Source organism: Gordonia amicalis NBRC 100051 = JCM 11271, from assembly GCF_000332995.1.
Lineage (GTDB): Bacteria > Actinomycetota > Actinomycetes > Mycobacteriales > Mycobacteriaceae > Gordonia > Gordonia amicalis.
On the sequence record NZ_BANS01000025.1, the window covers coordinates 20,759 to 43,233 of the forward strand.

Genomic DNA, 22,475 nt, shown 5'->3' on the forward strand with positions numbered 1-22,475 from the left:
CATGGACTACCTCATTTCTGGATGGTGAATCTCCCATTGTTGAAAAACGCTAGACCCGGAACGGCCGTCCTCGTGGCCGTTTTCGCGAGTCATGTATTCGTCGAGAATCGCGGCGATCCGGATGATCGCCTCGTTCTCGGTCATCCCGAGGTGGTGCACGTCGACGTCGACGTTCGAGATGTTCCCGCGGACATACGGTGCCCATCCGTCGTGCCCCACCGCGTCCGCACGACGGTCGCGGACCGCGGTGAAGTACCGCAGGTCGACGTCGACGACGGGTGGCTGCCAGTCCCCGGTCGCCCGGATCAGCATGTTGTACGCCTCGGTGAGGTTCTCGATGGATTCGGCGTCGATGCCGAGTCCGCCGCCGAGACGCGCGGCGATCTGTTCGGCCGCCTCCTCCGCGGTCGCGTCGGCGCTGACGAAGTCGATGCCGAGGACCGGTCCGAGGTTGCTGATGAGTTCACCGGCCGTGATGGTGGTGATCGCCTCGGTGTCGACCGCGTCGGCCTCGGTGTCGAGCATCGCGAGCAGCGCGACCTCTTCCCCTGCTGCCCGCATCTCCGCGGCGACCGCGTGCGCGATCGTGCCGCCCAGCGACCACCCCATCAGGTGGTACGGCCCGTGCGGCTGCACGGTGCGGATCTCGTCGAAGTAGCGGCGGGCGAGCCCGGCCACGGTTGTGGGACCGTCCTTCTCGCCACCGATCTGTGGTGCCTGCAGGCCGTACACCGGTCGTCCGGACGCGAGGTGCCGGCCGAGGGTGTGATAGGCCCACGAGAGCCCGGACGCGGGATGAACGCAGAACAGGGGCGGCCTCTCACCGCCCGGCCGGATCGGCAGCAGGACGTCGAACCCCAGCGGTGGCAGCGCATCGAATTCCATGGATTCGCCGGTGCCTTCGCCGTTGCCCATCCCGTCCTCGATCCGCCGGGCCAGATCGGCCGGACTCGACGCCGACAGCATCCACCGGACGGGGATGTCCATGTGCAGTTCGCTCTTCAGGTCGTTGACCACCTGGACCGACCGCAGCGAGTTGCCGCCGAGTTCGTAGAAGTCGTCGTCGACCCCCACCCGTGGCACCCCCAGGACGTGTTCGAAGGTGCGGACAATCTCACCTTCCAGCCAGGTCGACGGCTCGCGGAACTCCGCGGTGTTCAGCGCCGGCTTCGGCAGGCGCTTGCGGTCGAGCTTGCCCGACGCGGTCAGCGGCACCGTGTCCAGCACCAGCACCGCGGTGGGCATCATGTACCCCGGCAGTTCCGTCGACGCGTAGGCCGTCACCTCGTCGGTGTCGAAGTCGGCGGCGTCCGGGGAGTCGATGCCCGGGGTCGCGGGCACCAGGTAGACCGCGAGGAACTCGACGGTGTCGGTCGAGGTGACCGTGGCGACCGCGCGGGCGACCTTCGGGTGTTCGGCGAACACCGCCTCGATCTCCCCGAGCTCGATTCGCAGGCCACGCAGCTTCACCTGGAAGTCGCTGCGGCCCAGGTACTCCAGATCCCCGCTCGGCCGGCGGCGCACGAGGTCGCCGGTGCGGTACATCCGCTCCCCCGGCGCGAACGGGTCGGGTACGAAGCGTTCCGCGGTCAGGCCGGCTCGTCCGTGATAGCCGCGAGCCACCTGGGTCCCGGACAGATACAGATCGCCGGTGACGCCCGTCGGTACGGGCTGCAACCGCGAATCGAGAACGTAGGCACGGGCATTCCACACCGGCTTGCCCATCGGCACGGCCCGGGTGTCGTCGGGATGCGCGGCATACGCGGTGGCGTGCACCGTGAACTCCGTCGGACCGTAGAGATTGTGCAGCTCCACCCCGGGCAGCATCCGCCGCGCCGCGGCGACCACGTCCGGGCCGAAGGCCTCGCCCGCCACGAGGAGCGCCCGCAGCGAATCCAACGAGCCGGTGGTCGCGGCGCCCGCGAACACTGCCAGCATCGAGGGCACGAACGAGGTGATGGTCACGCGCTCCCGGGCGATCGTGTCGGCGAGGTAGTCGGTGTCGGTGTGTCCGTCCGACCGCGCGATCACCAGGCGCGCTCCCACCGCGAGGGTGGCGAACAGCTCCCACACCGAGACGTCGAACGTGGCCGGCGTCTTCTGGAGGACGACGTCGGTGACGTTCAGCTCGTACTCGTCGCTGATCCAGAGAACCTGGTTCACCACCGAACGGTGCGACACGGCGACGCCCTTCGGCCTTCCGGTGGAACCGGAGGTGAACAGGACGTAGGCGAGATGGTCCGGTGTCAGCCGACCGAGCCGGTCGTCGTCGGTCAGCGGCGCATCGTCGAAGGCGTCGAGTTCGACGCCGTCGAGCGATGTCAGGACCACGACCGGGTCGGCGCACTCCAGCATGTAGTCGATCCGCTCGGCCGGATGATCGGGATCGACCGGGACGTACGCTCCACCGGCGGCGTGCACCGCGTACATCGCGGTCACCTGGTCCAGCGAACGCCGCATCCGCAGCGCCACCAGTGAATCCGGGCCGACCCCGCGGGAGACGAGCCACCGGGCCAGCCGGTTGACGCGGCCGGCGAACTCCGCGTAGGTCAGGACGGTCTCGCCGGCGGTGATCGCCGGGCTGTCGGCGAACCGGACCGCGGAATCGGCGAAGAGCGACGCCAGCGTCGCCGTCGGATCGATCGCGTGGGCGGTCTCGTTGCACCGCACCAGGACCGCGTCCCGTTCCGAGTCGTCGAGCAGGTCGACCTCGAGCACTCCTCGCGCGGGATCCTCGGCGAGCGCGGTGAGCATCCGCACCAGGCGTTCGCCGAAGCCGGCGACCGTCGATGCGTCGAAGAGGTCGGTGGCGAAGGTGATCCCGCCTCGGAGACCGGCCGGCGCGCCGCTCGCGTCGTAGGTGTCCGACACCGTCACCTGCAGGTCGAACAGCGACATCCCGGTGTCCGGCTCGACGGCGGACGCCGACAGCTCCGGTAGTTCGATGTCTGCCGAGGCGGTGTTCTGGAACGCGAGCATCACCTGGAACAACGGGTTGTAGGCGTCGGACCGGACCGGGTTGAGCTCCTGGACGAGTCGCTCGAAGGGGACATCCGAGTGCCCGAAGGCCGCCAGATCGGTGTCTCGAACGTCGTCGATCAGTTCCCGCAACGACATGCCCGGCCGCAGCTGTGTGCGGAGGACCAGGGTGTTGACGAACATGCCGATCAGATCGTCGAGTTCGCGCTCGCCTCGCCCGGCATACGGGGTGCCGATCGACACGTCGTCGGTCGCCGCGAGCCGGGCCAGGAGTGCGGCCAGCGCCGCGTGGAAGACCATGAACAGCGTGGTGTTGTGGGCACGCGCGACCTGCTGCAGCGCGGCGTGCAGATCGGCGTCGACGGTCAGCGGCACGTTACCGCCGGTGTAGGACTGTGTCGGCGGCCGCGTGCGGTCGGCGGGCAGTTCGAGCAGCGCAGGCGCGTCGGCCAGCTGCCTGGTCCAGTAGTCGATCTGCGCGTGCAGAAGCGAGTCGGGGTCATCGGCGGCACCGAGGACCACCCGCTGCCAGAGCGCGTAGTCCGCGTACTGCACCGGCAGCGGTTCCCAACCGGGTTCCCCACCGTTCGTGCGGGCCGCATACGCGTTCATCAGATCGCGGGCGAGCGGCGTCAACGACGAACCGTCGGCACCGATGTGATGGATGACGACCGCGAGCACCCACTCGTCGTCGCCGAGCGAGAACAGGCTGATCCGCACCGGGACCTCCGACGTCACGTCGAAGGGCCTGGCCAGCAGCCGGGACATCGCCTGCGGCATCTCCGATTCGGGAACCGACGTGACGACGACCGGGACACGGTCGGCGGCGGGCGGCAGGATCACCTGCGTGGGTTCGGCATCCACATAGGGGTAGACCGTGCGCAGGATCTCGTGACGGTCGACGACGTCCCCGACGGCCGACCGGAGGGCGTCGACGTCGAGGTGTCCGGATAGCCGTACGACGATCGGGATGCTGTACGCCGGCGAGTCGGGTTCGATCCGGCTGAGGAACCACATCCGCTGCTGCGCGTACGAGAGCGGGATGCGTGCGGGTCGTTCCAGCGATCCCAACGGGATCCGGCCGATGGCCGTGTGGGATTCGGCCCGTGCCGCCAGCTTCGACACCGTCGACGCCTCGAAGATCATCGACACGCCGACATTGGTGCCCAGGGCCGCGCCGATCCTCGACACGACACGGGTCGCGGCGAGACTGTTGCCGCCGAGGTCGAAGAAGTCGTCGTCGGCACCGACCCCGCCCTCGATCCCGAGGACTTCGGCGAAGACCCCCGCCACGATCTCCTCCACCGGGGACGCCGGGGCGCGGAATCGCCGGGTGGTGATCAGCGGTGCGGGAAGGGCCTTGCGGTCGAGTTTGCCGCTCGGCGTCAACGGGATCTCGTCCAGAACCATGACCGCGGCCGGGACCATGTACGGCGGCAGCGAGTCCAGGAGGAGGGCGCGCAGCTTCTCGCCCGAGACCACCTCACCGGGAGCGGGCACCACATAGGAGACCAGCCGCATGCCGACCCCGCTGTCGCGGCGCGGCACCGTCACCGCGAACGACACCCCGGGATGCTCCCCCAGCGTGGCATCGATCTCGCCGAGCTCCACCCGGAAGCCGTGAATCTTGACCTGGAAATCATTGCGTCCCAGGAACTCCAACGACCCGGCGGCATTCCAGCGGACGACGTCACCGGTGCGGTACATCCGCTCCCCGGCCCGACCGTGGGGATGGGCCACGTAACGCGATGCCGAGACGCCGGGCCGGTTCAGATAGCCACGGGCCAGCGCCGGACCGGCCAGATAGAGTTCGCCTGCCACACCGACCGGGACGGGCTGCATCCGCGCGTCCAGGACCAGGGCCTGCATCCCGGCCATCGGGGTACCGATCGTCGACCGTTCCCCCGCCTTCAGCGGCTCGGTCGCAGTGGCGACGATCGTGGCCTCGGTGGGCCCGTACAGCACTCGGAATCGGCGTGCGCGGACCGGGTCGTCGCCCACCCACCGGGTGATCAGATCCGTCGGCACCTCGTCGCCGCCGGACATCACCTCTCGCAGGTCGTCGAGACCCGTGGGATCGACCGACGCCAGCGCCGCGGGGGTCACGAACGCGTGGGTGACGCGTCGGCTGCGGAGGAAGTCGCCGAGTTCGCTGCCGCCGCGTACGTCGGTCGGCGCCACCACGAGTGCCGACGACGAACTGATCGCCAGCAGGATCTCGAGCAGTGAGGCGTCGAAGGACGGCGAGGCGAAATGCAGGACCCGGGAGTCGGGTCCGCTCGCGGGATCGACGAACAGCGAGGACAGATAGTCGGCGACCCCGGCGTGGGTGACCGCGACGCCCTTGGGCACCCCGGTCGATCCGGACGTGAACACGACCCACGCCGTGTTCGCTGCGCGCACCGGCCGGATCCGTTCGGCCTGTCCGACCTCGCCGTCGTCCAGCGCGTCGATGCGCGCGGCGTCGGCGGGATCGTCCGCGACGACCCAGTCGATCGTCCCGGGTAGTCCGGCGCGTGCACCGAGCGTCGTGATACCCAGCGTCGCACCGGAATCGGTGACCATCTGACCGATCCGAGCGGTCGGGTAGTGCGGATCGACCGGCACGTAGGCGGCGCCGGACTTGACCACGGCCCACCAGGCGATGACGGAGTCCAGGGACCTCTCGACCGCGACGGCGACCGGCTGTTCGGGTGCCGCGCCCCGTCGGATGAGGTGACGTGCCAATCGATTCGAGCGTCGGTCGAGTTCGGTGTAGGACAGCTCGACGCCACCGGCGACCACCGCCGGCCCGTGCGGGTTCCGCCGAACCGCAGCGGCGAAGACCTCCGGCAGGAGTACCGATGAGGGCGGCGCCTGGTCACCGGCGAGCCGCGGCCGTCCGACACGCGACAGCAAGTCGGTACGTTCCGCGGAGTCGAGCCAGTCGATCTCGCCGACGGGTGTCTCCGGATCGTCGACGATCGCTTCCAGTATCCGGCACAGACGCTTGACGAAGCCCTGGACCGTCTCCGGGTCAAAGAGGTCGTGCGCGAACATCATCGCGCCCGAGATGCCCTTCGCCGCACCGTTCTCGCCGTAGGCGTCGGCGACCACGAGCTGTAGGTCGAACTGGCAGACACCGGTGTCGGCCTGCACCCGCGACACGGTCACCTCGGGCAGTTGCACGTCGACCTTGGAGAGGTTCTGGAAGGCGAGCGCCACCTGGAACAACGGGTGGTGTGCGGTCGAGCGTTGCGGGTTCAGCTCCTCGACGATCCGCTCGAACGGGACGTCGCCGTGCTCGTAGGCGTGCAGGTCGGTGTCCCTGACCTCGCCGAGAAGTCCGGCGAAGGACTGATCGCGGTCGAGGGATGTGCGCAGCGCGAGCGTGTTCACGAACATGCCGACGAGCGGTTCGAGTCCCGGCTCGCCGCGGCCGGCGACGGGGGTGCCGACGACGATGTCGTCGCCACCGCTCAAGCGGCCGAGAAGCGTGGCCAGCGCGGCGTGCAGGACCATGAACAGCGACGCGTTCCGCGATCGCGCCAGTTCCAGCAGGCGGCCGTGGAGCCGGGCGTCGATCTCCACCGGGACGTGGCCGCCGGACAGACTCGCCACCGCAGGTCGCGGACGGTCGGTGGGGAGATCCAGCACATCCGGGATCTCGGCCAGCGTCGACCGCCAGTAGTCCAGCTGCGCGTGCATGAGGGACTGCGGATCGTCGGGCTCACCGAGCACTCGACGCTGCCAGAGCGCGTAGTCGGCGTACTGGACCTCGAGCGGTTCCCAGGCCGGTTCCTGTCCGGCGAGCCGGGCTGCGTAGGCGGACATCACATCCCGTGCCAGCGGCGCCATGGACTGTCCGTCACCTGCGATGTGGTGCACGACCAGGATCAGCAGGAACTCTCCGGCCTGGTCCAGGAAGGGACCGCCGACCGCGGTGCCGGGCTCGCCGATGCGCAGGAGTCCCACGCGGATCGGCACCCTCGTGGTCACGTCGAAGCCGCGACGTACGAACTCGCCCACCGCGTCTTCGACGGCGCTCTCGGGCACGTACCGGATCTCCACCGCTGCTGCCACGTGGTCGAGCACCAGCTGGTGCGGCTCACCGGCGTCGTCCGGGTAGATCGTCCGCAACACCTCGTGCCGGCCGATCACGTCGGCGAGCGCATCCTCCAGCGCCGCGATGTCGAGGTGTCCGGCCAGCTTCAGGATCACCGGGATGTTGTACGCGGGTGATTCCGGCTCCATCCGGTTCAGGAACCACATGCGCTGCTGCGCCAGCGACAGCGGGAGGCGCTCCGGTCGCGGGCCCGGGATCAGCGGTGCCCGCTGTCCTTCGTGCAGCGATCCGGCGAGCGCGGCCAGGCTCGACACGGTGGGCGCCTCGAACAGGGCGCGCACCGGGACACGGACGCCCAACGCCGCACCCACTCGCGCGGCGACCACCGACGCGCTCAGCGAATCGCCGCCGAGGGCGAAGAAGTCGTCGTCGGCACCGACCCGAGCGATGTCCAGGACTTCCTCGAAGGCGGTGGCCACCACGGACTCCGCGGGATTCGACGGTGCCCGGAACTCCGTTGCGGCGAACACTGGTGCGGGCAACCGGCTCCGGTCCAGCTTGCCGGTCTGTGTGCGCGGGACCTCGTCGAGTACGACGACCGCGGCCGGGACCATGTATGCGGGCAGCCGCTGCGACAGCGACTCCCGCAGGTCGTCGCCGGAGCACTCCGCACCCGGTACCGGCACGACGTAGGACACCAGCGTCCGCGGCATCCCGTTGTCACTGCGGGCGATGGTGGCTGCGTACGCCACGTCCGAGCGGCCGCCGAGGAGCGCGTCGATTTCCCCGACCTCGATCCGGGTACCGCGGATCTTGACCTGGAAATCGTTGCGTCCCAGGAACTCCAGCTGGTTGTCGACGGTGCGCCGGACCAGGTCGCCGGTCCGGTACATCCGGTCGCCGGTGTCACCGAACGGGCACGCGACGAACCGGGCCGCGGTCGTCGTCACGTTCCCGACATAGCCGTCGGCCAGTCCGGGCCCGAACAGGTACAGCTCCCCGACGACGCCCTGGGGCACCGGGCGCATCCAGGTGTCGAGCACGGCTGCGGCGACCGGACCGACCGCACGGCCGATCGTCACCCGGCCACCCGGTTCGAGCGGTTCGCTGGCCGTGGCCCAGATGGTGGATTCGGTGGGGCCGTAGAGGTTGATCATGGCGCGTCCCGGCGCCCACCGCGCGATCAGTTCGGGGCCGACGGCCTCGCCGGCGGTCGCGAGGACACGCAGCGTGTCGAGTCCCGCATCGGGCACGGTCGCCAGAGCCGAGGGTGTCACCACCGCGTGGGAGACATGTTCCCGACGGATCAGCTCGGCGAGTTCGGGGCCGCCGTAGACATCCGGCGGCGAGACGACCAGGCGCCCACCGGAACCGTGCGCCATCAGCATCTCGAACACCGAGGCGTCGAAGCTCGGTGAGGCCACCTGCAGAACGCTCGACGTGGCATCGCAGTCGAGGATGCGATGCTGTGCGTCGACGAGCCGCGCCAGGCCGCGGTGGCTGACCAGCACGCCCTTCGGCGTGCCGGTCGAACCGGAGGTGTAGATCACGTAGGCGGTCTGTCCGATCCGGATCGGACCGCCCCGCTCCACATCGCTGATCGGCTCGGCGGCTTCGGCGTCGAGCATGCACAGGTGCCGTTCGTCGTCGAGTTCGAGCCACTCGACGCCGGGGGGCACGCCGGGACCGTCCAGGGTAGCGGTCCCGGCGTGCGTGAGACCCAGCCTGACATCGGCATCGGCATCGGCATCGGAGAGCAGGTATCCGATCCGTTCAGCAGGCAGGGTCGGGTCCACCGGCAGGAATGCCGCACCCGTCTTGGCCACCGCCCAGAGGGCGACGACCGCGTCGAGCGATCTCGGCAACACACAGGCGACCACGTCGTGCGACCGGACTCCTTGGCGCAACAGGAATCTGGCCATTCGGTTCGACCGCTCGTCGAGCCAGCGGTACGACACCGACGCGCCACACGTCACCGCGATCGCGTCGGGGTGGCGGGCGACGGATGCGGCGAGGATGTCGGGCAACGTCTCCGGGTGGTGACCCCGCGGCGGCGCCGGCCGATCCAGCTCGCCGCCGACATGCGCGAGCATGCCCAGGCGGGCGTCGGGGTCGTCGGCGATCCGGGACAGGCACTCGACGAAGAGGTCGACGATCTCCCGCGCCCGGCTGGGGTCGAAATCGTCGCGGCGGAAGCGAAGCGTGATGGACAGGCCCGGTTCGCCCTCCCCCGCATCGTTTTTCGGTGCCACGACCAGACTCAGGGGGTACGGGGTGGCGTCGACGCCGGTGAGCCCGTCGACGCGGAGACCCGCCGACGAGACGAGTTCCTGCAGGCTCGACTCGCGCAGGGGGAAGGACTGGAAGGCGAGCGCGGTGTCGAACATGTCGGCCAGTCCCACCGCGCGGTGGATGGCGGGAAGGCCCACGTAGTGGTGGTCGAGCAGTTCGGCGTTGTGGTCCTGGGCCTCGACCAGCAACTCCCGCAACGACGTCGAGGGATCGAGCCGGACCCGGACCGGGACGGTGTTCAGGAACATCCCGAGGGCCTGGCCGACCCCCGGCAGTTCCGGCGGGCGTCCGGCGACGGCCGAACCGAGGATCACGTCGGTCTCACCGGTCAGCACACGCAGGACGAGTGCCCATGCTGTGGACACCGCGGTACCGACGGTGACCGCGGAATCGGCGGCCACGGAGCGCAAACGCAGGAACTCCTGTGCCGGCAACTCCGCGCCGACCTCGCCGGCCCGATCTCTCGACATCGCGGCACCGTTCCGGCTGACGCGGGTCGCCGCGTCGACGTCGGCGTAGGCCCGTGTCCACGCCGCGATGGACGCGTCGTGGTTCTGCTCGGCCAGCCAGCGCAGGTAGTCGCGGTAGGAGGGGGCCGAGCCGGCCGTGTCGATCCGCTCCGGCTCGCCGTAGAACTCGAGGAGCTCACCGATGAGCAGCGGCATCGACCAACCGTCGAGGATCACGTGGTGATTGGTGATGTGCAGCGCGAACGCCTCGGCCTCGAGACGGACCAGGGTGAACCGGATCAGCGACGGGATGCTCAGGTCGAACCCCGCGGCGGCGTCCTCGGCGGCGATGCGTTCGGCTTCCTTCCGGGCCCGGTCGGCGGACCGGCCGGTGAGGTCGATCTCGCGGAAGGCGACGTCGGTGTGCCCGACCACGACCTGGCGTGGGCCCCGGGAGGTCTCGACGAAACCGGCACGCAAGATGTCGTGACGGTCGACGAGCGCCTGTGCGGCACGACGCAACCGCGCGCCGTCGAGGTACCCCGACAGCCGGATCGTCGACTGCACGGTGTAGTTGTCCGAAGCGTCGGGATCGAGCGTGGAATGGAAGTGGATGCCGGCCTGCGTGGGCGACAGCGGCCAGATCTCGGCCAGATCCGGGTAGCGATGGTGGAGGAGCTCCGCATCGGAGTCGCAGACATCCCCGAAGTCGTTGTAGGAGAGCGCATCGCGGTTCTCCAAAGGTGCGACGTCGGTCTCGACTGCTCGAGCGGGGTCGCCGGACTCGGGGCCGTCGAGGTCGGCGAGGGCCGCCAGCGCGGCGACCGTCTTCGCCTCGAAGACCTGGCGGCCGGTGATCGTCAGTCCGACCGACTTCGCCAGCGCCACAAGCTGCATCGAGACGATGCTGTCGCCGCCGAGGGCGAAGAAATTGTCATCGGCGGTCACCGTGTCGACGTCCAGGACCTCGGCGAACAGTTGGGCGACGAGCTTCTCGGTGGGGGTCGACGGCTCTCGGCCGCCGGCACTCTCGGCGCGGAAGTCCCACGCGGGGAGCGCCTTTTGATCAACCTTGCCGGTGCGGGTGACCGGCATCGCCGGCAACTCGAGGATGACGGTCGGCACCATGTAGCGCGGCAGGGATTCCGCGAGGTCCGTGCGCAGCGCGGTCACGTCGAGCTGCTCCCCCGGCGTGCCGACCACATAGGACACGATGACCGGCCGGCCCGCCGGTCCCGGCTGGACCAGGGTGACGGCCTGCGCGACCGCGTCGTGCCGTGCGAGATGTGCGTCGATCTCGCCGGTCTCGATACGCAGACCGTGGATCTTGACCTGCTGGTCGTTGCGTCCCAGATAGTCCAGTTCGAGTCCGCCGCGTCCTCGGATCCACCGCACCTGGTCACCGGTGCGGTAGATGCGCTCGCCGGTCGCCGACCGGGGATCGGCGACGAACCGGGATGCGGTGAGGTCGGGACGGTCGAAGTACCCGCGGGCCAGACCCGGTCCGCCCAGGTACAGTTCGCCGGACACGCCGACCGGAACCGGCCGCAGCCATGCGTCGAGCACCACCGCGGACACCCCGCGGACCGGCCCGCCGATGGTCACCGGTTGTCCGGGCTGCAGGTCGTCGGCCGCGGTGGCCCAGATCGTGCATTCGGTGGGGCCGTAGTGGTTCATCAGCCGGCGTCCGGGGGCCCAACGGTTCACGATGTCCGCGCCGGTCGCCTCCCCGACCACCGCGATCGTCGTGAGCGACGGCACCCGTGCGGGGTCCATGGTGTTGAGGGCGGTCGGGGTGATGATCGCGCACGAGATCTCCTCGGCCCGCACCAGTTCCTCGAGATCGGTTCCGCCGTAGACGTCCTGGGGCGCCACCACCAGGCATGCCCCGTTGCCGTGCGCGAGCAGCACCTCGGAGACGCAGGCGTCGAAGCCCGGAGACGACACCTGCAGCACTGCCGAACCCGCTTGCACGCCGAAGTAGTCGCCCAGTTCGGTGACCCGGTCTCGCAGGCCCCGGTGATCGATGTGGACCGCCTTCGGCCGTCCGGTCGATCCGGAAGTGAAGATCAGGTACGCACTGCTGTCGGCCTCCACCGTGGTCGTCGACCAGTCCGCTTCCGCCCCTTCGTCATCCGCCCGTTCGGCGGCGTCCAGAACGAGCCAGTCGACGCAATCCGGGAGGTTCTTCGTGACCTCCTCGACCGTGATACCGAGCGTGCAGTGCGAGTCGGCCAGCAACTCGGCCAGGCGGTATGCGGGATTGCCGGGATCGAGTGCGACGAACGCTGCTCCCGACTTGGCCACCGCCCACATGGCAACGATCAGTTCGACCGACCGCGGGAGCGCCAGCGCGACGAACCCCTCGGGTCCGGCGCCGCGGCGCACGAGTTCACGGGCGACACGGTCGGCCCGTCGGTCGAGCTCCCGGTAGGTCAGCGTGCCCTCTCCCGAACGCACGGCCGGCATGTCGGGGTGGCGGCGCGCGGTGTCCGACAGGATGCCCCGGAGCGTCCGCGGTGTCATGGCCGGCGGACCCTCGACGCGGGACAGCGCGGCCCGTTCGGTGTCCCAGCAGGGAGAGACCGCCGCGACCTTCCGGCCCGGGTCCGCCGCGATCTGCCCCAGCAGCATCGCGAAACGTTCGAGCAGGAGTGACGCGCTCTGCGCGTCGAGACGATCGGCGGAGTACTTCAGGATCAGCTCGTAGCGGCCCGGATCGCCCGCCCCCCGTCCGGCGGTCACCGGTCGGGGCGGGGTGACCTGCAGGCTGACCGGATACGGGGTGGCGTCGTGCGCCACGATGCCCTTCCACCGCAACCCGGCATCCGCCAGGGCGCCCGCGACCCCCTCGGCGTCGATGGGATAGGACTCCAGAACCGTGGCGGTGTCAAAGATGTCGGCCATCCCCGCGGCGCGCTGGAGTTCGGCGAGCCCGATGTTGCGGTGCTCGAGCATGGTGGCCTGCTGGGCCTGCGCCCTGGTGAGCAACTCCGTGACGGTCTCGTCGGGATCGAGCCGGACCCGCACCGGCAGGGTGTTGATGAACAGGCCGATCATCCGCTCGATGCCCGCGATGTGCGCCGGCCGATCGGAGACCGTGTTGCCGAACACCACATCCGACCGACCGGTCATGGCGGAGAGCAGCAGTGCCCACGCCACCTGGATGGCGGTGTTCGGGGTGACGCCGTGGGCGCGGCCGAGTCCGAGCACCGCGTCGGTGGTGGCCACGTCGAGATCGAGGTCGACCTGCGCGACGTCGTCCGCGGCGACCCGGTCCGGGTTGCCGGTGAGTCGCGTCGGGCTCTCGATGTCGGCCAGCATCTCCTCCCACGCGGCCGTCGTCGCCTCATGGTCCTGAGAATCCAACCACTGCAGGTACTCCCGGAAGGACCGCGGTGCGGGCAGCCCGGCCGCTCCGCCGTCCGCCGAGTCGGCGATGTACAGCGCGAGCAGGTCGTGGACGAGCAGCGGCATCGACCAGCCGTCGAGCACGATGTGGTGGTTCGTCAGCAGGAGCAGGAACTCGTCGTCGTCGACGCGGATGAGGTGGAACCGCACCAGCGGCGGCTGCGACAGGTCGAAGGGGGTCGCCGACTCGGTGATCAGCCGGCGCAGCTCACGATGCCGCTCCTCGGCGTCGACGATGCCGGTGAGGTCGGAATCGGTCCAGTCGACGGGCACGTCGCGCAGCAGGATCTGGCGTGGACCGGAGCGGGTCTCGACGAAGGCGACCCGGAGACTGTCGTGGCGGTCGATGAGCGCCTGCGCCGCCTGCCGCATCCGTTCCGGCCGGACCGACCCGCCGAGGGTGACCTCTGCCTGCACGACGTAGCCGTCGGCGCCACTCATGCCTCCGGCGCTGTTCTTGGCGTCGATGCCGTCGAAGGTGGCGTGGAACAGGAGTCCGGCCTGCAGGGCGGTCAAGGGCCAGACGTCGACCATCGACGGGTGGTCGCGCAGCCAGCCGTCGATCTCCTCCTGGGTGGTCTCGACGAGCGGGAAGTCCGACGGGGTGTGACCGCCCACGTGATCGGCCTGCGCGAGTCGGGCGAAGGCCTCGAGAGCCTGCACCCACAGCTGCGACAGTTCTTCGGCCTCGGCGCGGTCGAGCACCAGCGAGGCGAATTCGAACACGGCGTCGAGTTCGAGTCCGTCCGGACCCGGCTCGGCGATCGCGTTGATGTCCAGGATGGCCGGCAACGCCATCGACGGGTCGGCCGTCCCGGCCAGCGCGTCGAACTCGCGTGACGGCGTCCACGGTCCCACGAGATCCCGGGTGCCCGCGCGGCCCAGGTAGTTGAAGCTGATCTGCGGTTCGGGACGGTTCTGGAGTTCGTTGCAGCCCACCGGGTCCAGGTGCCGGACCATGCCGTAGCCGATGCCGTTGTCGGGCACCGCGCGCAGTTGTTCCTTCACCCGCTTGATCGCCGCGCCGGCGGCTGCCCCGCCGGCGAAGGCGTCGTCCAGATCGATGCCGGCCAGGTCCAGGCGGACCGGGAAGCGAGAGGTGAACCAACCGACGGTCGCGGTCAGGTCGGCACCGGGGACCGCGGACTCCTCACGACCGTGCCCCTCGAGCGCGATCAGTTCGCTGCCCGATGCCTCACCGCGCAGAGACCGCCAGCGTGCCAGCGCGAGTGCCAGGGCGGCGAGCAGCGGGTCGTTGGGGCTGCCGTGGAACCGGCCGGGGATGGTGGTGACGACCGACTCGGTGACGTCGGCGGGTAGGCGCACACGCACGCGTTCCGCGGTGGCGGTGACGTCGCGATCGGGGTCCAGCGCGCGGGCACCCAGCGGACGGTCACCGGCCGCGAGGATGTCCGACCACAGGTCGAGTTCGGCGGCGGTACGGCCGGAGGACCGTTCGACCAGGCCGTGGACCCAGCGCCGCACGGAGGTCGTCCGCGGGCTGAGCTGCGGGTCGGCGCCCGCCGCGATCTGACCGTGGGCGATCGCGAGGTCGCCCAGGAGGATTCGCCACGACACCCCGTCGACGGCAAGGTGGTGGATGACGAGCCACAACAGATCCGGCTTCGCACCGCCACGGTCCCGCATCCACACGAAACGCGTCAGCAACCCGGCCGTCGGGTCGAGGAGATCGGCCGCGGCCTGCAGGTGCTGGTCGATCTCGTCGGCGTCGCGACGGTCGAGCCACACCTCGGCGAGCGTGGAGTCGACGTCGACCGAGCCCGGTTCCCGCACCTCGACGAACCTCTCGCCCGAGTGGACGTCGCGCAGTACCGCGCGCAGGATGTCGTGACGGTCGACGAGGGCGCCCAGTGCACGAACGAGGTCGGCGCGGTCGAGGTCGTCCGGGAGTTCGACGAGGGCGGCCTGGGCGAAACGGGAAATGTGCCCCCGGTCGAGCATCGCGTGCATGATCGGCGCCAGCGGGAACGATCCGACGCCCGCCCCGGGGAGTTCCTGCAGGGCGTCGTCGTCGGCTGAGTCGGTGGCCCGCACCGCCAGGGCCGCGACGGTCTTGCACTCGAACACGTCCTGGGTCGAGAACGCCAGTCCGGCGGCCTTGGCGCGGGCGACGAGCTCGATCGAGGAGATGCTGTCGCCGCCGAGGACGAAGAAGCTGTCGTCGGCGCCGACCTCGTCGACCCCGAGGACGTCGGAGAACAGCTGTGCCAGTCGGTATTCCCCGGGCGCCGACGGAGGCCGTCCGGTGCGCGCGGACGCGAAGACCGGAGCGGGTAGTGCCTTCCGGTCGACCTTGCCGAACGGGTTGAGCGGCAGGGCGTCCAGCGTGGTGATCACCGCCGGGACCATGTGCGGCGGAAGCGATTCGCGCGCGAATCGGCCCAGCTCCGGGACATCGATCCGGTGGTCGCGGACGGGCGTCACGTAGGACGCGAGGACGGTTGCGCCGGAGTTGTTGCGGACCGGCACGGTGATCGACGCCTCGACGTCCGGGTGACCGATGAGAACCGCGTCGATCTCGCCGGGCTCGATCCGGAACCCACGGATCTTCAGCTGGAAGTCGGTGCGTCCCAACAGTTCGAGCGACAGTGCAGAATCGTCTCCGACCCACCGTGCGAGATCGCCGGTGCGATACATCCGCTCCCCGGGCCGGCCGTGGGGGTTCGCGACGAAATGGTCCGCGGTCTGCGCGAACAGGTTCGCGTAGCCACGCGCAAGACCCGGTCCGGTCAGATACAACTCGCCCGCGGTGCCGACGGGGACCGGCTGCAACGCAGGGTCGAGGATCACCATCGACGCGCCGCGCACCGGCCGGCCGGCCGTCAGACCCTCGGGAGGGTCGAGGACCCCGCTTGCGGCGGTGATGGTCGCCTCGGTCGGTCCGTATTCGTTGATCATCCGCGCGCGCCGCGTCCAGAGTTCGACGATGCGCGGCGCGGTCTTGTCGCCGCCGACCATGACCGCCCGCAGATCGGTCAGCTCCTCGGGCTCGACCGTGGCCAGCATCGCCGGCGTCAACGTCAGGTGGGTGACACCCTCGTCGGCGAGCAGGCGTGTGAGCCGCTCGCCGCCGATCACGTCCGGCGGCACGACGATCAGCGCGGAACCGCTCGCGAAGCAGGTCAGCAGCTGTTCCATCGACGCGTCGAAGCTGGGCGAGAGCGCGTAGGACACCCGCGACTCCGGGTCGAGGCCGTAGGCCTCGGACCGGTCGGAGATCAGGTTCGCGAGTCCGTTGTGCGTGACCTGGACGCCCTTCGGCACACCCGTCGATCCCGAGGTGTAGGTCACGTAGGCGACGTTGTCCGCACGCAGCGGACGAATGCGGTCGCCGTCCCCGATCGCCGGGCCCGAGGCGAGGGCGGCCCCCTCCCCGAGACCGCCCTCCCCTCGGGATTCGTCCCCCCGGGAATCGTCACCGTCGACGAGCACCGTGGGCATCGACTCCGGGAGTCGATCGGTGAACTCGTCGGCGGAGATGGCCACCGCGGCGCCGCTGTCGGCGACGATGTGCTCGATTCGCTTGCGTGGGTAGTCCGGGTCCACCTGGACGATGGCAGACCCGGACTTCGCAACCGCCCACGCGGCGGCGACGGACTCGGCGGACCGTCGGAGAAGTATCGCGACCGACGTGTCCGGCCCGCAGCCCAGGGCGATCAGGCGGCGCGCCATCCGGGACGAGACGGCGTCCAGTTCCCGATAGGTCAGGCGGACTCCGTTCGACGAGATCGCGACCCGGTCGCCGTGACGAGCCACGCTCTCGGCGAGGATGTCCGGAAGAAGCCGCGGCGCAACACCTTCCGGACCACGAACGGGCAGAAGCGCAGCGCGTTCGTGATCGTCGAGCAGGTCGAGCAGACCCACCTGGCGCTCCGGCGGACCGCCGAGGAACTCGTGCAGGAACATCAGGAACCGGCGGTGGTGGTCGGCGAGTTCGGCAGCGGTGTAGACGTTGGGGTTTCCCTGGAAGTCGATGTGCGTGCTGTCGTGCCCCGCACCGGGATAGATGTTGACGAACAGATCCGAGGTGGGCCCGGACGTCAGCACGTGCAGGCGTCCCACCACGTCGCCGAACACGACCTCGCTGTCGACCATCATCAGGTTCACGGCCGGACCGAACGAGGACGCCTCGTCGCGGGCGATCCCCATGTCACGGAAGATGTCCTCCTGGCGGTACCGCTGCCGCCGGAGAGCGCTCAGCAGCTCGCCTTTCACGGCGGTGACGACCTCGCTGAGCGTGTGCCCCGCGACCGGGACCCGGAGCGGCACGACATTCGCCACCATGCCACCCGAGCGACGGAGGACGGCGGAATGCCGGCCCGAGACCGGCAGACCCAGAAGGACCTCGGGACTCCCGGTCATCCGGGCGAGGTAGGCGGCGAAGGCCGCGACGATCACCGGCGTGACCCCGCCGTCATGCGAGGCGTCGTCGAGGAGTCGGGCGGTCTCGTCGGGCAACGGGGTGCTCACGAGGGTCGGATGCAGCGTGGGCTTGCCGAGTCGGCCGGCGAGACTGACCACCGGGCGGGGCACCCTCGAGGTGTTCGCTCCAGTACTTCCGGTCGTTCTCGTAGCGGGTCGAGCCGGGATATGACGCGTCCTGCTCGATGATGTCGGCGAGATCGCTTGCCGTGCAAGGCGGTGGGGCCTCGCCTCGGATGCCGGCGTTGTACCGCTCGGTGATGCGCCGGACCATCGTGACCGCCCCGAACCCGTCGAGGGCGATGTGGTGTGCACGCAGGTACCAGAAGTAGTGGTTCGTCCCCACCTGGTACACGATGCTCGTCATCAGATGGTCGACGAGCAGATCCAGAGGCCGCGAGTAGTCCTCCGACATCAGGCGATGTGCGGTCTCGACCGGGTCGGGCTCCCCGCGCAGAAGGATGGCAAGGTCTCGAAATGATGACATTCGGCAATTGGTCCAATCGGATGACATTGCCCTGACCGCCTGCTATCCGCGCAGATTTCTGCATCTCCACTGCCGCAGAAACAGATTCGGATCCAGATTCACAAACCCGGGGGTACGGTCCCGAAAACGTTTGTCGGGGAGGTGGTTTCAGGCGACACCGGAAGACGGTTAATAAGCACAAATCGCCCAGAGTGCGCATATCGTCAATCTCATTAGATTGGGTAGCTAATGGGTATGAATAATTTGACTAACGACGCCGTGACCATTTCGATATTCAATCTCCACTTAGATTCTCAACCGCGACAGAAGGTCTCGATTCAGACGGTGTCGTTCCAGGAAACTACAACGACCCAGACGCATGTACATCTGCGGCAACCACATTGCCGCGCTGCTCCGTAGGACCTTTGTCACTCGGCGGGTGCCTTTGGTCATCACGCTGTCCCCCGTTCGGTTCACCGCGTGCCGACCGTTGCGCCGCAGTCGCCGAACCGGCCTCTACCGGGCAGGCACCGACCGCGTGCGCCAGACCCGGCGGAGGCATCCCGCTCGCGCAGGGCTCAGGTCCACGGACTGGCCCTGCTGCTCCTCGCCGCCCACTACCCCGCCGGGCGGACCCCGTCGCGGCCAGGTACGCCGTGATCGACGGTTGGCGCGCCGTCGATCGGCGACGCCGCAGGCCGATTAGGGTGGTGATCATGGCAGGGCGCAGCATGGACTTCGATCCCATCACCGAGGCACGGGACAACTGGACCCAGGCCGGGTGGGGCGACGTCGCCGACGGCATGGTCGCGGTGACCTCGGTGATGCGCGCGCACCAGATCCTGCTCGCCCGCGTCGAGGCCACGTTGCGACCGTTCGATCTCAGCTTCTCCCGGTTCGAACTCCTTCGGCTGCTGGCGTTCTCACGCCAGGGCGCACTGCCCATCACCAAGGCCAGCGACCGTCTCCAGGTTCACGTCACGAGCGTCACCCATGCGATCCGTCGCCTCGAGGAAGGCGGCCTCGTCCGACGTGTCCCGCACCCGACCGACGGGCGCACCACCCTCGTCGAGATCACCGACCTCGGCCGCTCCACCGTCGAGGACGCCACCAAGACCCTCAACGAGAAGGTCTTCGCCGACGTCGGCATGACCGACGACGAGATGGCCGGCCTGGTCGGGGCGATCCAGTCGTTGCGGAAGCACAACGGGGACTTCTGACCGAGATCGGTGTTGCGTTTTGTCCCGGCAACCGGGACAGAACGCAACGTCATCACGAAGCGGCCCGCAGTAGAGCACTCCGAACTGCCTCGACGACCTGCTGCGGCCGTTCGGTCAGGTCCGCCCACGTGAAATTCAGGACTGTCCATCCGTCGGCGATAAGCGCATTGCGCTTGGTCCGGTCCCGCTGAAATGTGTCGGCGTCGCGGTGGAACGCAAAGCCATCGATCTCGACGGCGAGCCTGGCCTGCGTGAACGCGAAATCGAGCAGGTACCCGCATACCGGCAGATTGGCCGTCCATCCGTCGATGCCCTCACGACGGAACAGTCCAGCGGTCAGGCGTTCAGCCTCAGAGCGTGTCCCGTCCTCGAGTTGATCGAGATACTTCGACACCGCTCCGGATCCGGCGCGTTTGGGGTATCGGCCATGTGCGGCCCGGAGGTCGGCGAGCGTCACGTCCTCGGAGAGCAGCACCGAGTCGAGGACGCCGATCCCGAGATCGACTGCCGCGTCGAGGACGGACAGCGCGGGCCTGGTGACGCGGAGGTCGTCTTCGACGGTGACGTCCTCGTCGGCGAGGTCACGGTGCCGTACCAGCGCAGTCGCCGACGACCTCGCGTGGCGCCCGCGACGTCGCGTGAGCACCAGATGTTTCGCGGGCTCCCTGGGATGCAGCCTCAGCCACCAGCACGCCGCGATCCCACCGAGCGCGGCGTCGTCGCCGACGGAGAGCACCGCGATCCGGGCCTGCGCCCGTGCCGAACGATGATGGCCGGAGACCAGGTAGACAGCGGGCGCAACCGCGGTCCAGTCCCCCGCTGCCCGGCGTCGGCTGATCGCGGACCGGCTCAGCCCGGCCGCGTGCGCCTGCGACGTCGTCAGCACGCCGTCCTGGCGAATGATGAGCTCGTTGAGGTCGACCACGGAACTTCGACGCAGCACGCGTCGACGCGGTTCCACCTCCCCCGAGCGCAAGAAATCCCGTTGCGTTTTGTCCCGGTAACCGGGACAAAACGCAACGGGATTTCAGGAGCCGTCAGGCAGGTACTTCGAGACCTAGTGCAGCGAGGTGATGATCGCGCTGAAGTCGAGGTCGGCGTGCTGCTCGGCGAAGCCGCGGTACAGCTGTGCGGCGTGGGTCCCGAGCGGTGCGCGGGCGCCGGTGCTGGCGACGGCGTCCATCGCCAGACCGAGGTCCTTGTTCATCAGTGCGGTGGCGAAGCCCGGCTTGAAATCGTTGTTCGCCGGCGAGGTCGGGACCGGGCCCGGGACCGGGCAGTTGGTCTCGATGGCCCAGCAGTTGCCGGTGGCACCGGTGACGACGTCGTAGAGCGCCTGCTCGTCGAGGCCGAGCTTCTGAGCGAGGACGAACGCCTCGCCGACCGCGATCTGCTGGACGGCGAGCAGCATGTTGTTGCACACCTTCGCCGCCTGGCCGGCACCCGCCGCACCGCAGTGGATGATCTTCCCCGCCATCGGGTCGAGGGTCCCACGCGCCGCGGAGAAGGCCTCGTCCTCGCCGCCGACCATGAAGGCCAGGGTGCCGGCCACGGCACCCTTCACCCCGCCGGAGACCGGTGCGTCGACCTGAGCGAAACCGTGGTCGACGGCGCGACGGTGGATCTCCCGCGCATCGTCGACCGAGATGGTCGACGAGTCGATGAAGAGCGCACCGGTCGGGGTGACCGGGATGATCTCGTCGTAGAGCTTCTTCACGATGCCGCCGTTGGGCAGCATGGTGATCACGACCTCGGCCGCGGCCACGGCCTCGATGGCGGCGGGGAACGTCTCGATGCCGTTGGCCTTGGCGGTCTCGACCGCCTCGGGAACCGGATCGAACCCGTGCACCGTGTGCCCGGCCTTGACCAGATTGGCGGCCATCGGGCCACCCATGTTGCCGAGGCCGAGGAAAGCGATCGTCGTCATTGTCTTTGCTCCCTAGAGTGTTTGCCTGCGAAAACCATTGCGTTGCAGCGAGTTCGCGTCAGCTCTCCCGGTAACGGGACGCGATCGAACGGCCGAGGACGACCCGCATGATCTCGTTGGTCCCCTCCAGGATGCGGTGCACACGGAGGTCGCGGACGATTTTCTCGATTCCGTACTCGGACAGATACCCGTAGCCGCCGTGCAGCTGCAGCGCCTGGTCGGCGACGTCGTAGCAGCTGTCGGTGACGAAGCGTTTCGCCATCGCACACTGCTCCACCTTGTCGGGGGCGTTGTCGTCGAGCGCGGTCGCCGCGTGCCACAGCATCAACCGTGAGGTCTGCAGCGAGGTCGCCATGTCGGCGAGTGTGAACCGGATGGTCGGCTCGTCGAGCAGCGAGTTGCCGAACGCCCGACGACTCGAGACGTAGGCGGCCGCCTTGTCGAACGCCGCCTGGGCACCACCGAGTGAGGACGCCGCGATGTTCAAACGGCCACCGTTGAGGCCGTTCATCGCGATGCCGAACCCGATGCCCTCGGTCTCGGCGAGCAGGTTGGCCGCCGGGACCCGCACCTCGTCGAGGATGACCTGCGCGGTGGGCTGTGCATGCCAACCCATCTTGTGTTCCTGCGCACCGAAACTCAGTCCGGGAGTGTCCTTCTCGATCAGGAAGGTGGAGATGCCCTTGGGTCCGGCGTCGCCGGTGCGGGCCATCACCACGTACAGGTCCGACGACCCGGCACCGGAGATGAACTGCTTGACCCCGGTGAGGACGTACTCGTCACCCTCACGCTCGGCACGGGTGGCTAGTGCCGCCGCATCCGATCCGGCACCCGGTTCGGTGAGGCAGTAGCTCGCGATGGTCTCCATCGTCGCCAGTCGCGGCACCCACTTGTTGCGCTGTTCGTCGGTGCCGTAGTGATCGATCATCCATGCGCACATGTTGTGGATGGACAGGAACGATGCGACCGCCGGATCGGCGTAGGCCAACTGCTCGAAGATCCGCACGCCGTCGAGACGGCGGAGTCCGCTGCCCCCGGCGTCCTCGGAACAGTAGATGGCACCCATCCCCAGTTCGGCCGCCTCGCGGAGCTCAGGCACCGGGAAGTGGTTGGACGCATCCCATTCCAGCGCGAAGGGCGCCAGTTTCTTGGCCGCGAAAGCCGCTGCGGTCTCGACGATGACGCGTTCGTCACCGTCGAGCCGCGCGACTGCGGCCTCGGCAAGTGTGGTCATCTCGGCCGC

4 protein-coding genes and 1 pseudogene are annotated in these 22,475 nt (G+C 69.0%); 1 reads left to right on the forward strand and 4 read right to left on the reverse strand.

The annotated features are described in order from the left end of the window. Positions 1–11: 11 nt before the first annotated feature. Positions 12–18,076 (reverse strand): annotated as a pseudogene (locus GOAMI_RS12745) (amino acid adenylation domain-containing protein); the annotation flags it as partial. Between the two features lie 725 nt (positions 18,077–18,801). Between GOAMI_RS12745 and GOAMI_RS12755 the strand changes: the two are divergent. Next, a complete protein-coding gene (locus GOAMI_RS12755) occupies positions 18,802–19,305 on the forward strand; it encodes a MarR family transcriptional regulator (RefSeq protein ID WP_006436948.1) in 504 nt (167 codons plus the stop codon). Positions 19,306–19,357: 52 nt separating this feature from the next. Here GOAMI_RS12755 and GOAMI_RS12760 read toward each other — a convergent pair whose 3' ends face one another. From GOAMI_RS12760 to GOAMI_RS12770, 3 genes are all read right to left on the reverse strand, one after another. Beyond that, positions 19,358–20,230 carry a type IV toxin-antitoxin system AbiEi family antitoxin domain-containing protein gene (locus tag GOAMI_RS12760; RefSeq protein WP_006436949.1) on the reverse strand — a complete coding sequence of 291 codons (873 nt, stop codon included), beginning with the start codon at positions 20,228–20,230 and terminating at the stop codon, positions 19,358–19,360. A gap of 132 nt (positions 20,231–20,362) precedes the next feature. Then, positions 20,363–21,232: a 3-hydroxyisobutyrate dehydrogenase gene (mmsB, locus tag GOAMI_RS12765; RefSeq protein ID WP_006436950.1), complete on the reverse strand. Its 870-nt coding sequence runs from the start codon at positions 21,230–21,232 to the stop codon at positions 20,363–20,365. Positions 21,233–21,290: 58 nt separating this feature from the next. Beyond that, the gene (locus GOAMI_RS12770; protein WP_006436951.1) at positions 21,291–22,466 is read right to left on the reverse strand and encodes an acyl-CoA dehydrogenase family protein; all 1,176 of its coding nucleotides are present in this window, start codon (positions 22,464–22,466) and stop codon (positions 21,291–21,293) included. Positions 22,467–22,475 lie beyond the last annotated feature (9 nt).